Raw genomic sequence first — 13,443 nt, forward strand, 5'->3', positions numbered from 1 at the left:
TATGACCCATCCCCCGATCCCCAAAATTTTAGAATTGGCAACCCCTGTCGCCGCAGATTTAGGCTTAGAACTCGTCGGGGCGGTTTTCCAAACCAACCAGCGCCCTCCGGTGTTGCGTGTCGATATCCGCAATCCCGACGGCGATACGAGTCTCGACAACTGCGAAGCCATGAGTCGCGCCCTCGAAGCCGCTCTAGACGCTAGCGATGTCATTCCCGACGCTTACGTGCTAGAAATTTCAAGTCCCGGTTTGTCCGAGACTTTAACCAGCGATCGAGACTTCGTCGCCTTCAAAGGATTTTCTGTGACCGTCACGACCGCCGAACCGTACAAAGGTCAAACCTCATGGAACGGCCAGCTCGTGAGCCGAGACGAAACCCACGTCAAGCTCAGTTGTAAAGGCCGGATCCTATCCGTTCCGCGAGAAGCGATCGCCTCAGTTCGTCTCGACTGACGCGGCGCTCCCCCCGTAGAACCCGTTCGCAAACATCCGTGCGTTAACGAAGGTTAACGTTCGATACCAAGCACCCTACAAACCTGGAGGAGATCGACTATGTCTATGGTTAGCTTGCCCGGACTGGCAGATATGATCGAGAACATCAGTCAAGAGCGTAACCTGCCCAAACCCGCCGTTCAAGCCGCACTGCGAGAAGCCCTTCTCAAAGGCTACGAACGCTATCGCCGCACCCAACGCCTCGACGGAACGCAATTTGACGATACCTATTTCGACAACGTCGAAGTAGAACTCGACATCGAAGAAGAAGGCTTTCGCGTCTTAGCCACCAAAACCATCGTCGAAGAAGTCAGCGTTACCGATCGCGAAATTTCCCTCAAAGAAGTCCGAGAAGTCGCCGCCGAAGCCCAACTCGGCGATACCGTCGTTCTCGACGTGACCCCCGAACGGGACGATTTCGGGCGCATGGCCGCCATTCAAACCAAACAAGTCCTCGCCCAAAAACTGCGAGACCAACAACGAAAACTCATTCAAGAAGAATTTCAAGACCTCGAAGGCGAAATCTTACAAGCTCGGGTCTTGCGCTTCGAGCGTCAATCGGCCATCGTCGCCGTCAGCAGCGGTTTCGGCCGTCCCGAAGTCGAAGCCGAACTGTCCAAACGCGAACAACTTCCCAACGACAACTATCGCGCCAACGCGACGTTTAAAGTACTGCTCAAGCGAGTTTGTGAAGGCCCCCATCGCGGTCCCCAACTGCAAGTCTCTCGAGCGGACGCAGGACTCGTCGTGTACCTGTTCGAGAACGAAGTTCCCGAAATCGAAGACGAAGTCGTACGGATCGTTGCCGTGGCCAGAGAGGCCAATCCTCCCTCTCGTTATGTCGGACCGCGAACCAAAATCGCCGTCGATACCCTCGAGCGAGATGTCGATCCCGTCGGAGCTTGCATTGGCGCTCGGGGATCGCGCATTCAAGTCGTGGTCAACGAACTGCGCGGCGAAAAAATCGACGTGATTCGCTGGTCGCCCGATCCCGCGACGTACATCGCCAACGCCCTATCTCCGGCTCGCGTCGACGAAGTGCGCCTCGTCGATCCCGAAGCCCGACAAGCTCACGTCCTCGTTCCTGAAAACCAACTGAGCCTAGCGATCGGCAAAGAAGGACAAAACGTGCGCTTGGCTGCACGGTTGACAGGATGGAAAATTGATATTAAAGATACGGCCAAGTACCTACGCGACCTCGAAGCGTCTCGAGACACGACCCCGGAAGCCGACGAACCCTCCGAGCCTGAAGCCGTTGCGGTCATCGACGCCCCCGAGGAAGACGAGAACGTTACGGAAGTTGCCGCACCGACTTCGAGTCCCGAAACTGAGGAAGAATATAAAGAAACACTGACGAACTCTCAAACATGAAACCCAACGTTCGGCGGTGTATAAGTTGTGGAAAAGTCGCCCCCAAAGATGCCTTTTGGCGGGTCGTCAGAGTCCATCCATCCCATCAGTTACAATTAGATCGAGGGATGGGGCGATCGGCGTATATTTGTCCCCGAGCCGATTGCCTAAAAACCGCCCAAAAAAAGAACCGACTCGGACGCACGCTCAGAGCCAGTGTACCCCCATCGGTTTACTCGACCCTTTGGCAGCGTCTGTCAGAAATACGGGAACGACGTCCGCCCAAAACCGACGAATCACAAGACGAATCCACCATTCGCCAGGGACAAGCAAATGATGACATAAGAGGTTAGATTGGATGAACAACGGCAAAGTTAGACTGTACGATTTATCTCGGGAGTTAAACGTAGACAACAAACAGATACTGGCGTTTTGCGATCGACTCGACATTGCCTATAAAAGCCATAGTAGTACCATCACAGAGGCAGACGCCGATCGAATTCGCCAAGCGGCCCGAAATGCCGTTGTCAATGCGCCGCCCCCCCGTCAACCCAAATCCCCCCCCAAACCGAATCGCAAAAAGCAGCAAATCTTGAAAATCGAGCACAAACCGCGTAACGCCCAATCTGTCGAGTCGGACGACATCGAGCGACCGGCTGTTAGCGCCACTCTCTCCAACAAGGTAACGCCTGAATTGGTTGAAAAACCCGTGCGACCTCAATCGCCTTCGTCGCCCAACGACGCCAACGCACCCGCCGCATCCGAGGCAGAGGTATCTGCGCCGCCCCAGCATCCAAGCCAACTGGCCGAAGATCTAGAAACGAGCGCTCCAGAGCCGTCTTCAGATACCCCTTCAGAGCTTTCAGCGCCGTCAGAAAACGAGGCAGACGTACCGAAACTCATCGGTCCGCCGCCGCGGCCGCAGCCTCCCAAACCCAAGGTGGAAAAACCCACTCCCGCTCGCAACAGTGGGACAGAGTCCTCGCGGCCTCGCAAACGGATCGTCGAAAAACCGCAACCCCCTCAAGACCAAGAAGCGGCGACACCACCGAAGCCTAAAGTGAAGCCGTCGAAACCGACGGCCAAAAAAGAGGCCGAGGACGATACAGAACCCAAACGACCCGTTCCCAAACTCAAACGTCCGCCCGAACTGGTGCGGTTGAACGCCAAAGCCAACGCGGACGACAGTGAAGCGATCGACGAGGAAACCCAAGCTAAGGGCAAGGACGATAGCGTCAATGAGGAAGACGAAGTCGATACCCTAACCCTCAAGCGTCCGAAACCCCCTCGCAAAGCGAAAACGAAAAAACGCCGCAGCGACGAGGAGGAAACAACAGAGTTTGTCGAAAAACCCAGTAAAGCTCCCAAATCGAAGCGTCGCAGCCGTCCCATTGAAGACGACGACGACGATTTCGAGTCCGACCTGCACGACAGTAACCAAGGCGCTGTCGAAGTCAGTCGCTCGATCGCCCGCCCGCCCAAACCGCCGAAAACTAAATCGGAAAGCCGGCCGACCCCTGGAGCGCGAAAACGACCGACGCCATCTCGCGGAGGTAGCGACAGTGGCTCGGGGCGCAGCCAGCGACGCGATCGCCGCGAACGGACGGTCAAGCCAGAACGTCCCTCGGAAGTCGAACTGACGAGCAGTTTGACGGTGCGAGAACTGGCCGACGTGCTGTGCGTTCCCGAAACGGAAATCGTCAAACGGCTTTTCATGCAAGGCCTGGCTGTCAACATCACTCAAACCCTCGACATTCCCACCGCTAGCATGGTGGCCGAAGAACTCGGCATCGACGTCAGCACCCCCGAAGCTCAATCGGAAGCTCGCAAAATCACTGAAATGCTCGATGCGGCGGATTTGGAAAATCTCCAATTACGTCCGCCGGTCGTCACGATTATGGGTCACGTCGACCACGGGAAAACGACCCTGCTCGACTCGATCCGCAAAACCAAGGTGGCTCAAGGGGAAGCCGGAGGCATTACCCAACACACCGGAGCGTATCACGTGGACGTGGAACGGGACGGTCAGATCCAACAGATCGTCTTCCTCGATACGCCGGGTCACGAAGCTTTTACAGCGATGCGGGCTCGAGGCGCTCGCGTGACGGACATTGCCATTCTGGTGGTGGCTGCCGACGACGGCGTGCAACCGCAAACCCTCGAAGCCATCAGCCATGCTAAAGCGGCAGGCGTCCCGATAGTGGTGGCCGTCAACAAGATCGACAAAGAAGAGGCTAACCCCGATCGCGTCAAACAAGAGCTGATGGAACACAATCTCGTTCCCGTCGAATGGGGCGGTGATTGTGAAATGGTTGAAGTGAGCGCTATTAGCGGCGACAACCTGGATACCTTGCTCGAAACGCTCTTGCTCGTAGCTGAAATTGAAGAACTCTCCGCCAACCCCGATCGCCCCGCGAAAGGAACGGTCATCGAAGCGCACTTGGATAAATCTCGCGGTCCGGTGGCGACGCTGCTGGTTCAAAACGGAACGCTGCGTGTCGGCGACGTTCTCGTGGCGGGTTCTGTCTTCGGTAAAGTTCGTGCCACGATCGACGATCGCGGCAATCGTGTCGAAGAAGCTAAACCGTCTTTCGCGGTAGAAGTGTTGGGGATGAGCGACGTTCCCGACGCCGGGGACGAATTCGAGGTCTTCACCAACGAAAAAGAAGCTCGGGCTGAAGCCGACCGACGCAACGAAGAGAAACGCCAGTCTCGTTTGCAGCAGACCATGGCCTCTCGCCGCGTTACCCTCAACAGCCTCTCGGCTCGCGCCAGCGAAGGGGAACTCAAGGAACTCAACTTGGTTCTCAAAGCCGACGTACAGGGATCGGTCGAAGCGATTCTCGGCGCGTTGAACCAACTCCCCCAAGACGAGGTTCAATTGCGGGTGTTGTTAGCAGCCCCCGGTGAAGTGACTGAAACGGACATCGACTTAGCAGCCGCCAGTAGCGCCGTCATTCTCGGATTTAACACCACCCTCGCCAGCGGCGCCCGTCAAGCTGCCGATCGCGAAGGGGTAGACGTTCGTGAGTACAGCGTGATTTACAAGCTGCTCGACGATATTGAAGGGGCGATGGAAGGTCTCCTCGAACCCGAACTCGTCGAGGAAGAACTCGGTCAGGCCGAAGTTCGCGCCATCTTCCCCTCCGGACGCGGTCAAGTGGCAGGATGCTACGTGCTGTCGGGCCAAGTGGTTCGCAACAGCAAGGTTCGGGTTCTGCGCGGCGGAAACGTGGTTCACGAAGGCATTCTCGACTCCTTGCGCCGGGTTCGCGACGACGTTAAGGAAGTCAACAGCGGTTACGAGTGCGGTATCCGACTCGATAACTTCAACAACTGGAGTGAAGGCGATGTTATCTACGCCTACCGCATGGCAACCAAGCGTCGAACGCTGTCGTCGTCTTCGTCGTCCCGCTAGCCGCTAAGGGACTGTCAACGATAAGAGGCGCGCTCGGTCGCGTCTCTTATTCGTTTGGCGTTTCCCCGCCGGATTTGGCAGCAATCTCGAAGTCAGTGTTAGACTGAAAATTAACAGAGCGAAACAATTAGCGTTCCAAGTGAGGTGCAATATGGCGAGTTCTGCATCGGCCTATAACGGTTCTGCATCGACGACTCCCAACGGCGAACGCCAAACTCGGGTTTGGGAAAACCTGAAAACTGCGATCGCCGCCAGTTCTGGATTCCAACGCTGGAAACTCGAGCGGCAAGAACGCCGTTCCTTCGACCGACAAAATCTCGATCGCCAAGTTTGCGATTACCTGCGCGAAACTCTGGAAACTCTAGCGTACTAACCGATCCGGGATCGACTGACGGCGATGCACGGGTGGCGATCGACTGCGAACCCCTCGGTAGCGTTCCCCCGGCTTCGCCCGTTCCCCACGACACTCGATCTGAATATATCGCTCCGATCGGTCTCGATCTGAAATTCGTCCGAGGGGTCGATCGCTACACTCGAATTCCCCGGACTTTTAGAATTTCTCAGGTTAACAGCACGAAATCAGTTGTTGGGCGATCGTACCTCGACCCCGACAGTCAACGGCGATCGAGGCAGCGATCGCACCCCACACAGCCTCTGCTAATACCGATCGCCTCTTACAGAGAATCACCTTTGACGTGTTGCACCTCGATAACCGTGTGGACGTTACCGCGTGGGGAAAAATCGGCTTTTAAACGAACTTCCAAGGGATCGCAAGCGGCCACGAAATCGTCGAGAATTTGATTGGCCGATTCCTCGTGAGAAATATAGCGATCGCGGTAGCTGTTGATATACAGCTTGATCGCCTTTAATTCCACCACGCGCTCGTCGGGAACGTAAGTAATCTCGATCGTGGCAAAATCGGGATATCCCGAAAACGGACACTTACAAGTGAACTCCGGTAGCGTTATCTGAATCTCGTACCGACGTCCGACACGAGGATTGGGAAACGTAATGAGTTTGCCCTCTTGAATTTCCCGTTCGCCATATTTGACCTCGGTTGCCGCTTCAGCCGTCTCGTTCTCCGAAATACTGTTCGAGACTGAATGCAAATCGCTCATATATGCTTGACCTTCCCTTTAGTGAATCAGTGAATCTCAACAATCGCATGGCTCGAACCCCGAAAAAGAGTTTCGATTTCCACCATTTTGAGGCATAGTTAAAAACAAGAGGCTGGAACCGAAGAATCCAACCCATCAAGTGGGCAACGCGCACCGACTCAACCTATCTAGATTAGCAAGCTACCCATGCAACATCCAAACCCCTACGGTTCGGGCAGTCCCAACGGACAGAACCCCTCTGTGCCTTTAACGGTGTATCGCGAACTCGCTGCCGAACTTCAAGCCACCCAAGCGATGCTGGATTCCCTTCACCTACAAAACCAGCAACTGACGCGGGAAAATCAGTCTTTGAGCCAACACAACCAACAACTGCAATCTGAGGTGGCAAAAGTCGTCAACTCGACACTCCACATGAAAAAAGTAGCTGACGCTTTAAAATCTCAACCTCACCTCACGTCTCATGTCAATTCAGAACGGGTCTCTCCACCCCGTTCGCCTCGCACTCAGAGTAGCGATCGCCCGCGCGAAACCTTTGCTCGTCCAGCCGTCACGCGCCCGGACAAAAGCTCCGATTTGCCCCCCGTGTATCCCAACTCGCCTCACGTTCCGCAGTCGATGGAAGATCCGTCTCTGTCAAGCTCGTTTTCAGACTCGGAGTTCGATCCGAGCGCGAACGTTTTTGGGGAAGATTTCTCCGATCGAGGAGGACTTTGGTTGTTAGCGGGAATTGCGGCGATCGTGGTGACGGCATTTGGAGCGGGTTATTGGCTCGTTCGTCCGCTGCTCGATCGCCAACCCTCGCAAATTCAACCGCAACAACTCCAACCCCCCTTTAACAGCGAACAGTGAACAGTGTTTCAGTTACCAGTCGTAGTCGTAGGGTGCGTGACTTGAAAAATCGGGTGTCGATCCTGAGACCGATCGATCTGTCACGCACCACCAACTGACCAATGAAAAATGTTGGATGTAGACGTTGACATGGCCTTTTTGCGTCATGCACCGACGCCATCTCATCATCTCTTTATCGAGAAACGTGCGATCGCGTCGGCGTAAAGCGAACTGGAATGTGGGTTTCGGCCTGAATTCGCGCGGCAATTTTCTCTAATACCTCGAACGGAACCTGTTTGAGAACGCGCACTTCGTAGGGGCGACTGGCCGCCTCAGAATGATTGCCTCGCGTTTCTAAGTGCGGCGTTACGGGTTTCGGACGAGTGGGCGTGTTCAGTTGAATGGCATCGGGTCGTAACAGATTCATCAAACGTATGTATTCCGCCTGTTGTTCTTCACTCCACTGCGACAGCAGCATAGTTTGGATTTCGAGAATCCCGGTGTAATCTTGACGGAGTTCCTGCAACCCCGCCCAGATACTCTGCCAGTTAATGCCAAACACCGGGCGATCGATGCGTTGGAGATCGGCCGGAAAAACGGCGTCGAATTTTGCCGCGACGCGATCGGCTTTCGACAGAGCCTGTCGAACTTCGAGATCGCCGAGTAACGTCGCGTTGGTTAACACGACAATGGATTTTCGCGTGAGCTGTTCGACCGCCACGATCGCCTCTTCTAAATTGAGTGCGAGCGTCGGTTCGCCGTTACCGCTAAACGTAATGACATCAACATCCCACGGCGCAAAGGCTTGTAAATCTTCCAGTACCTTTTCCGTCGGAACGAAAACTTGACGTTGGGCGGTTCGTACTTGGATTTCCCCAAGCTGACAGTAGGCGCAGTTGAAGCTACAGGTAGACACCGGGCCGATAAGGTCGATACCCAGGGATTTACCATAACGCCAAGATGTAACAGGACCGTAAACAGAGATAAAATCGTCGGACATGGGTAACTTGTAGGGTAACGGCGAGTCTCGGGCAGCAGTAGACGAACGGCAACGAGTTTAAAAGAGAGCTATTAGACGAAAATGTAGATATGGAAAAACTGAGGGTCGAGATAAAATCTACCCTCAGTTTCTATTATCGTCGATCGCAGCAAATTCTGTTGGCGAACGTCAGAGAGCGTCGCGACCTCTTCTTATCGCACGATCGAAGCATTCGGACTGTTCGTGCGGCGGTTCCGAAACCTCGATGGTTCGTGCGCTTTCTAAACGCGACCCATCACAGAGAAGGATTTGATGAACGGCCCCACCATGCGAGGGTCTTTCACCATTGCGCCGTAGTCTCCCACGACAAACTTCAAATTACCCTTCGTGTAGGCCATGCCCATTCCCATCATGTTCAAGCCGTTTTTCAACCATTTCTCCCAGTGGGAGCGATCGGCTCTGAGATCCCAGTTCAATTCTTGACCGTCGTAGGCTTCAGCCGCAACTGCTTTTCCGTTTTCAATGACTAACACGCCAGTCGGTTTGTCGTCGCCTTTGAAGCCGTAGCCGATGTTCGCTGTGAAGTTAATCTTCGCGAGAGCGTCGGACAGCTCGGATTCTGCGTTCCATTGCGCTTGATAACCTTGCATCCATTCGGGAGAAAATAAGTCTGCCATAGAATTCAGTATCCTCCTGATTTCGTTTTGAGTTTGTTTGGAAAGGACGATCGCCCCTGCGATCGCCGTATCGTCGTCACCTCCCCACCCCACCCACCCCTTTTTCAGCCAACAGCGAGCGGTGAGCAGTGTTTCAGTCACCAGTCACCACCGATCGCTGTTCTTGAGATCGCTTCGTTGAATTAATTAATTGGGGCGACGGGACTGCCATCGCGCAGTTCTTTGACGGGGGAAAGAACGATGCGATCGCCTTCCTCAACGCCTCGGAAGATTTCCACGACGTCGCCGTGCGTTGCGCCAGTGACGACGGAGCGGAAATAGGCTTGGTTACCCTGTACGACGTACACCCCTTGAATGCCCAACCGTTCGACGATCGCCTCGGTGGGAACCATCAACGCCTCGCGGTTTTGACTCGTCAGTGCCAAGCGACCGAACATCCCCGGCATGACGCCGTTATCGGGATCGAGATCGATTTTGACAGTGAAGTTGTGCGCCCTGGGATCGGAGGACGGAACGATTTGACTGACGCGACCCCGCACGGCGCGATCGAGGGCGTCGATCCGAACCGTCATCGGTTGGTTCAGTTTCAGTTGTCCCACCAGAGATTCGGGGACTGGAACGCTAAACCGCAGGCGATCGGTACTTTCGAGGGTAACGATCGACTGTCCCGCTCCCGCCATTGCCCCGACATCAGTGTGCTTGCGGGTAATGACGCCGTCGAAAGGTGCTGTAACTGTACCGTAATCGAGATCGGCGATCGTGCGATCGACTTGGGCTCGAGCTTGTTGAACCCCCGCTTCGGCTTGTTCGACTTGGGCGCTAGCTTGTTCGATCTGCGCTTGCGACTGTTCGACTTGGGCGCTAGCTTGTTCGACTTGGGCGTTGGCTTGTTGGATTTGCGTCCGCGCCTGTTCGATCGCCCCGCTGCGGCGATCGATTTCCGAGCGAATTTGTTCGACTTGGGCTGCTGCCATGGCCAAGCGAGTGTTGGCGTCGTCGAGGCGCGATTGACTCACAGCACCGTCGGCTTGCAACATCGTCATTCGTCGCTGGTTGAGCTTAGCATCCTCGAGGTTGGCTTGTGCCTCTTGCAGTTGTGCTTTCGCGGTTTCGTGGGCAGCGATCGCTTGGTCGAGTCGCGTTTGGGCTTCGGCACGAAACGCCTGGGCTTCGACCCCGAAAGCTCGAGCTTGGTTCTGTTGCGACTGTGCCGCCAAGTAGGCCGACTGCGCCGCGCTGACAGAGGCTTGAGCTTGTGGAATGCTGGCCTCGGCTTGAGTCCGCTGGGCTTGAATGTCCGCTACGTCGATAAAGGCGATGGGATCTCCAGCCCGCACGCGATCGCCCTCTTCAACGGACAACTCGCGAATCGTCCCCGCCACGCGACTGGTCAGCGTCACGGTATTGACCGCTTCGACCGAACCGGTCAGGACGCGATCGGCTTCGACGGGATTCCGTTCGGCTAGGGCGGTTTTGACTCGAAAGTTGGCGGTTTCGGTGGCGGCGTGGGCGATGGATTCGCGTTCTTGACGCGCCGCAATCCAACCCGCTCCCCCAGCACTGGCCATTAACAAGCCGACCAGTCCGACGGTACCGACTTTCTGTAAGAGATGTTTGTCCGGCTGTAAGTGTAGGAACGAGTGTGTCATGGCAGTACGAGGGTGAAAGGTTGAGGGGTGGCGATCGCTGACAGAAACCGTCGCACGACCGATTTATTTCGCCGGGTTGCGACAGCGAGCTTTCGTACAGAGATCGAGCAAGTCGCGATCGACGAGACGGTAGTAACGGCTGACGCCCTCGCGACGACAGGCGACGACGCCAGCGTCTTTGAGCAGTCGCAGGTGTTTAGAAACGTTGGCTTGGGACAGCCCAGTGCGATCGCAAATCTCGCAAACTTTTCGTTCCTGTTGGCAAATCGCAGCGAGAATTTGCAATCGCGTCGGTTCGCTAAGAATTTTGAAGCGGTTCGCGAGCCACTCCAAATCGGCTTCCGGAAGGGCGAGATCCAGATCCATGAGTCATTTCCTCTAGTCGTTCGGCCTCGGATAAGGGTTCGACGAGACGGATGCCGAGTAGATTCAGCCCCAATTTCTCGAACCAAGGAACCCCCAGACCGTTCTGCATCTTCGCCATAAAGAACCGCTCGAAGGCTATTTTGATCCAACTGACCCAAATTCCCCGTTTGGCGATCGAGCGGCGTCGCGTGCGAGTTTTGTTGTCTGGGACGACGGGTTGAGCGATGAAGATAATTCCGGTATCGCCAAAGTCCGCCATACAAATGGCTTCGAGGGCGGGTTTGACGGGAGCGCTTTTGATGACGCCCAGGTCGCGAGCGATGTTGTGGGCGACTGCCATTCCCATCGACTCGGTCATTTGTCCGGTTTTGGGAACGCCGAGGGGAACGGCTGTTTTTTCTGGCGGTGCCAGTTGGGAGGCGATCCCCACGGTATAAATCGAGGGAAGCTCGGGATGCCGATAGGTCGGTAAAACGGGAACGAACCCTTTGGCATCGGTCAAACCGGGAACGTCTCGTAAGAATTGCGCCCCCACGAACGGTGGTAGCAACATCGAGTATTTGAAGGGGAAGCGGCGACCGTCAGACAAACAAACGTCTTCTGGAGAGATTTCGGTAACGGCGGCGTTTTCGACCCACTCGATCTGCTTCATTTTGAAAAGTTCCGTCACCAACTTTCCAGAGTTCGCCATACCGCCAATGCCTAACTGTCCGGCATAGGGTTCGGGGGTGATGAAGGTAATGGGAACGCGATCGCGCAGTCCCCGTTTTCGCAAGACGTAGTCGGCCAGCAAGGCGAACTCGTAAGCCGGCCCCATGCAACTGGCACCCGGTACGGCACCGACTACTAGCGGTCCGGGGTTTTCTTCAAATTTCAGCCAGGCTTCCCGTGCCATTTCCGCGTGGTGTGGGTTACACACGGAATGGGTATAGCCGTTGTCGGGCCCCAAACCGGGGATGGCGTCGGTGTTTAAGGACGCTCCGGTTGCAATCACGAGATAGTCGTAATTGAGGGTGCGATCGCCCGCAACTAAGGTTTTCGCTTCGGGATCGAGATGGGTGACTTTACCATCGACCCAGTCGATGCCCCGCCATTTCAACAGCGGCTCGATTTCGAGCTGCACGTTTTCAAGGGGCGTCATATCGAAGGCCACCCACGGCAACGACGGGATAAACGTAAATTTCGATCGATCGGAGACGAGCGTGACTTGATGCTCGCGCGGCAGTAAGTGTCTCAGTTCGTAAGCGGTCGGTAAACCGCCAATCCCACCGCCGACGATCGCGATATGAGCCATGATTCCTCCTATCCGTACAGAAATTTTGGCGTTCCCACCCAGTTGGGATCGCTAAAAAATTTGTTTCTTTTTATATATCAACTATATGAGTAGCTAGTAATATTGTCAAGACAGAAATCTTAAGTTTTTTTGCGTCTGCCTTTTAGCGGGACTTAAACGGTAAAAAAGGTAAAATAAAAGCAAAACCCTTGACTGACAAGGATTTAAGGTGGAGAGTGTCCCCCATGAGAGAGACCACCCCAGCCGCTATGCCACCCTGCTTTGAGAAGTGGTGCAAGCGTTTCGACCCCGACTTCAAAACCCAAGCACAAAAAAAGGGGTTTAGACACTATTTGGGAGGATTACTCGGGGAAAGCCAGCGAAAAAACATAAACTCAGATGGCAAACGACTCGGTGGGAGTGGTTTACAACCGCTTACATCATTTTATAACGGTAATCCCCTTGGGACGGAGAAGCGTATTAACGAACGTCGTTTAAAGGTGGTGGACTCCTGCCATCAAACCCGAGTGGGTCGGGGATTTGCCTTGCTGCTCGATGATACAGGACATCGAAAAAGCGGACAACTTCACCGCAGGTGTGGGAAGACAGTACATCGGAGAAATCGGCAAGCTCGACAACGGAATCGTGGCGGTAACGACCCATCTCTATGATGGCAAAAAAAATTTGACCTCTGGATGTAGAAATCTATCAGCCAGCCAGTTCCTACCCTCAGGCAAGAAAGATCCCTCTTTCAAAAAGAAACCCGAAATCGCCTTAGAATTAATTGACCGGAGTTTAAAGAGAGGGTATCGACCGGGAATCGTCCTCATGGATGCCGGCTATGGTAACAACTACAAATTTTTTAAAGGGACTCGAATCTCGCCGACTGAAGTATCTAGGAGCCGTCGCCAAAAATCGGAAAATCTGGCTGAATCAATCGGGAGAAAATTGGCAGAAGATTCGCCTTGATGAATATGCCAAAAGCTTACCAGAAGAGGACTTTACGCCAGTTTCTCTAAATTTAAACAAGCCCAAAACCCTGTGGGTGGCGACGGGTACGGCAGAGCTGTCACGTCTACAAGGAGAAAGAACCTTTGCTATCGTCATGAATGCAAGTTCCTTAGTGGTGCAGAAAACTCAGAAGGGTCATAGGGATTGACAAAAAGCAGCCGTTCTGGAGAGAAGAGAAAATCAAGCGGTAGAAACCCGAGCGAACTCAAGGCGGAGTTGCAGATGTCGTCGCTTGCGCCTCGAGGCACAAGCCGTAGGAGGATTGCACCTGGGTAGAGGTG

15 protein-coding genes and 1 pseudogene are annotated in these 13,443 nt (G+C 54.6%); 9 read left to right on the forward strand and 7 right to left on the reverse strand.

Going from position 1 to position 13,443, the window contains the following annotated elements; genetic code table 11:
- The first annotated feature begins 1 nt into the window (after window position 1).
- The 5 genes from rimP (at window position 2) to GEI7105_RS0104750 (ending at window position 5,634) form a co-directional block, all read left to right on the forward strand.
- Window positions 2–454 carry a ribosome maturation factor RimP gene (gene rimP, locus GEI7105_RS0104735; RefSeq protein ID WP_017659341.1) on the forward strand — a complete coding sequence of 151 codons (453 nt, stop codon included), beginning with the start codon at window positions 2–4 and terminating at the stop codon, window positions 452–454.
- 99 nt (window positions 455–553) lie between these two features.
- On the forward strand, window positions 554–1,864 hold the full coding sequence (gene nusA, locus GEI7105_RS29070; RefSeq protein ID WP_051044117.1) for a transcription termination factor NusA: 1,311 nt from the start codon (window positions 554–556) through the stop codon (window positions 1,862–1,864).
- Window positions 1,861–2,196: a YlxR family protein gene (locus tag GEI7105_RS34420; RefSeq protein WP_082901633.1), complete on the forward strand. Its 336-nt coding sequence runs from the start codon at window positions 1,861–1,863 to the stop codon at window positions 2,194–2,196. The genes nusA and GEI7105_RS34420 overlap by 4 nt, the downstream gene beginning before the upstream one ends.
- A 5-nt stretch (window positions 2,197–2,201) precedes the next feature.
- Entirely contained in the window at window positions 2,202–5,261 is a 3,060-nt protein-coding gene (gene infB, locus GEI7105_RS0104745) for a translation initiation factor IF-2 (RefSeq protein ID WP_017659343.1), read from the forward strand.
- 151 nt (window positions 5,262–5,412) lie between these two features.
- Window positions 5,413–5,634 carry a hypothetical protein gene (locus GEI7105_RS0104750; RefSeq protein ID WP_017659344.1) on the forward strand — a complete coding sequence of 74 codons (222 nt, stop codon included), beginning with the start codon at window positions 5,413–5,415 and terminating at the stop codon, window positions 5,632–5,634.
- A gap of 192 nt (window positions 5,635–5,826) precedes the next feature.
- Here GEI7105_RS0104750 and GEI7105_RS40330 read toward each other — a convergent pair whose 3' ends face one another.
- Window positions 5,827–5,949, reverse strand: a complete 123-nt coding sequence (locus GEI7105_RS40330; RefSeq protein ID WP_281166972.1) for a hypothetical protein — start codon at window positions 5,947–5,949, stop codon at window positions 5,827–5,829.
- A complete protein-coding gene (gene queF / locus GEI7105_RS0104760) occupies window positions 5,936–6,379 on the reverse strand; it encodes a preQ(1) synthase (RefSeq protein WP_017659345.1) in 444 nt (147 codons plus the stop codon). Before queF ends, GEI7105_RS40330 begins: the two co-directional genes overlap by 14 nt.
- A gap of 186 nt (window positions 6,380–6,565) precedes the next feature.
- Between queF and GEI7105_RS29075 the strand changes: the two genes are divergently transcribed.
- Window positions 6,566–7,228 carry a hypothetical protein gene (locus tag GEI7105_RS29075; protein WP_017659346.1) on the forward strand — a complete coding sequence of 221 codons (663 nt, stop codon included), beginning with the start codon at window positions 6,566–6,568 and terminating at the stop codon, window positions 7,226–7,228.
- A 172-nt stretch (window positions 7,229–7,400) separates the two neighbouring features.
- Here the strand turns inward: GEI7105_RS29075 and GEI7105_RS0104770 are convergent, their stop codons facing one another.
- The 5 genes from GEI7105_RS0104770 to GEI7105_RS0104790 all read right to left on the reverse strand — a co-directional run bounded on the left by GEI7105_RS0104770 (window position 7,401) and on the right by GEI7105_RS0104790 (window position 12,172).
- Window positions 7,401–8,207 carry a radical SAM protein gene (locus GEI7105_RS0104770; RefSeq protein ID WP_026097435.1) on the reverse strand — a complete coding sequence of 269 codons (807 nt, stop codon included), beginning with the start codon at window positions 8,205–8,207 and terminating at the stop codon, window positions 7,401–7,403.
- Between the two features lie 260 nt (window positions 8,208–8,467).
- The gene (locus GEI7105_RS0104775; RefSeq protein ID WP_017659348.1) at window positions 8,468–9,004 is read right to left on the reverse strand and encodes a hypothetical protein; all 537 of its coding nucleotides are present in this window, start codon (window positions 9,002–9,004) and stop codon (window positions 8,468–8,470) included.
- Between the two features lie 41 nt (window positions 9,005–9,045).
- Complete coding sequence (locus tag GEI7105_RS0104780; RefSeq protein WP_017659349.1) at window positions 9,046–10,512, reverse strand: efflux RND transporter periplasmic adaptor subunit; 1,467 nt, start codon at window positions 10,510–10,512, stop codon at window positions 9,046–9,048.
- Between the two features lie 63 nt (window positions 10,513–10,575).
- Complete coding sequence (locus GEI7105_RS0104785; protein ID WP_017659350.1) at window positions 10,576–10,878, reverse strand: ArsR/SmtB family transcription factor; 303 nt, start codon at window positions 10,876–10,878, stop codon at window positions 10,576–10,578.
- The gene (locus GEI7105_RS0104790; RefSeq protein WP_017659351.1) at window positions 10,811–12,172 is read right to left on the reverse strand and encodes an NAD(P)/FAD-dependent oxidoreductase; all 1,362 of its coding nucleotides are present in this window, start codon (window positions 12,170–12,172) and stop codon (window positions 10,811–10,813) included. The genes GEI7105_RS0104785 and GEI7105_RS0104790 overlap by 68 nt, the downstream gene beginning before the upstream one ends.
- 224 nt (window positions 12,173–12,396) lie before the next feature.
- Here GEI7105_RS0104790 and GEI7105_RS40930 point away from each other — a divergent pair, with 224 nt between their 5' ends.
- The 3 genes and pseudogenes from GEI7105_RS40930 to GEI7105_RS40940 all read left to right on the forward strand — a co-directional run bounded on the left by GEI7105_RS40930 (window position 12,397) and on the right by GEI7105_RS40940 (window position 13,310).
- The gene (locus GEI7105_RS40930; protein WP_192816698.1) at window positions 12,397–12,822 is read left to right on the forward strand and encodes a hypothetical protein; all 426 of its coding nucleotides are present in this window, start codon (window positions 12,397–12,399) and stop codon (window positions 12,820–12,822) included.
- Window positions 12,707–12,970, forward strand: a pseudogene (locus GEI7105_RS40935) (IS701 family transposase); the annotation flags it as partial. The gene GEI7105_RS40930 and the pseudogene GEI7105_RS40935, both read left to right, overlap by 116 nt.
- Before the next feature lie 22 nt (window positions 12,971–12,992).
- Complete coding sequence (locus GEI7105_RS40940) at window positions 12,993–13,310, forward strand: hypothetical protein (RefSeq protein ID WP_375339037.1); 318 nt, start codon at window positions 12,993–12,995, stop codon at window positions 13,308–13,310.
- The last annotated feature ends 133 nt before the right edge of the window (window positions 13,311–13,443 follow it).

The sequence above is a fragment of the Baaleninema simplex PCC 7105 genome (genome assembly GCF_000332355.1).
In the GTDB taxonomy this organism is placed as follows: domain Bacteria; phylum Cyanobacteriota; class Cyanobacteriia; order Cyanobacteriales; family Geitlerinemataceae; genus Baaleninema; species Baaleninema simplex.

Bases quoted from the DNA above. Each gene is read 5' to 3' on its own strand.
- GEI7105_RS0104785 (WP_017659350.1), bottom strand. From the start codon at position 10,878: ATGGATCTGGATCTCGCCCTTCCGGAAGCCGATTTGGAGTGGCTCGCG.
- GEI7105_RS0104770 (WP_026097435.1), bottom strand. From the start codon at position 8,207: ATGTCCGACGATTTTATCTCTGTTTACGGTCCTGTTACATCTTGGCGT.
- nusA (WP_051044117.1), top strand. From the start codon at position 554: ATGTCTATGGTTAGCTTGCCCGGACTGGCAGATATGATCGAGAACATC.
- GEI7105_RS29075 (WP_017659346.1), top strand. From the start codon at position 6,566: ATGCAACATCCAAACCCCTACGGTTCGGGCAGTCCCAACGGACAGAAC.
- GEI7105_RS0104780 (WP_017659349.1), bottom strand. From the start codon at position 10,512: ATGACACACTCGTTCCTACACTTACAGCCGGACAAACATCTCTTACAG.
- GEI7105_RS40940 (WP_375339037.1), top strand. From the start codon at position 12,993: ATGGTAACAACTACAAATTTTTTAAAGGGACTCGAATCTCGCCGACTG.
- GEI7105_RS40930 (WP_192816698.1), top strand. From the start codon at position 12,397: ATGAGAGAGACCACCCCAGCCGCTATGCCACCCTGCTTTGAGAAGTGG.
- GEI7105_RS34420 (WP_082901633.1), top strand. From the start codon at position 1,861: ATGAAACCCAACGTTCGGCGGTGTATAAGTTGTGGAAAAGTCGCCCCC.
- GEI7105_RS0104750 (WP_017659344.1), top strand. From the start codon at position 5,413: ATGGCGAGTTCTGCATCGGCCTATAACGGTTCTGCATCGACGACTCCC.
- GEI7105_RS0104790 (WP_017659351.1), bottom strand. From the start codon at position 12,172: ATGGCTCATATCGCGATCGTCGGCGGTGGGATTGGCGGTTTACCGACC.
- infB (WP_017659343.1), top strand. From the start codon at position 2,202: ATGAACAACGGCAAAGTTAGACTGTACGATTTATCTCGGGAGTTAAAC.
- queF (WP_017659345.1), bottom strand. From the start codon at position 6,379: ATGAGCGATTTGCATTCAGTCTCGAACAGTATTTCGGAGAACGAGACG.
- rimP (WP_017659341.1), top strand. From the start codon at position 2: ATGACCCATCCCCCGATCCCCAAAATTTTAGAATTGGCAACCCCTGTC.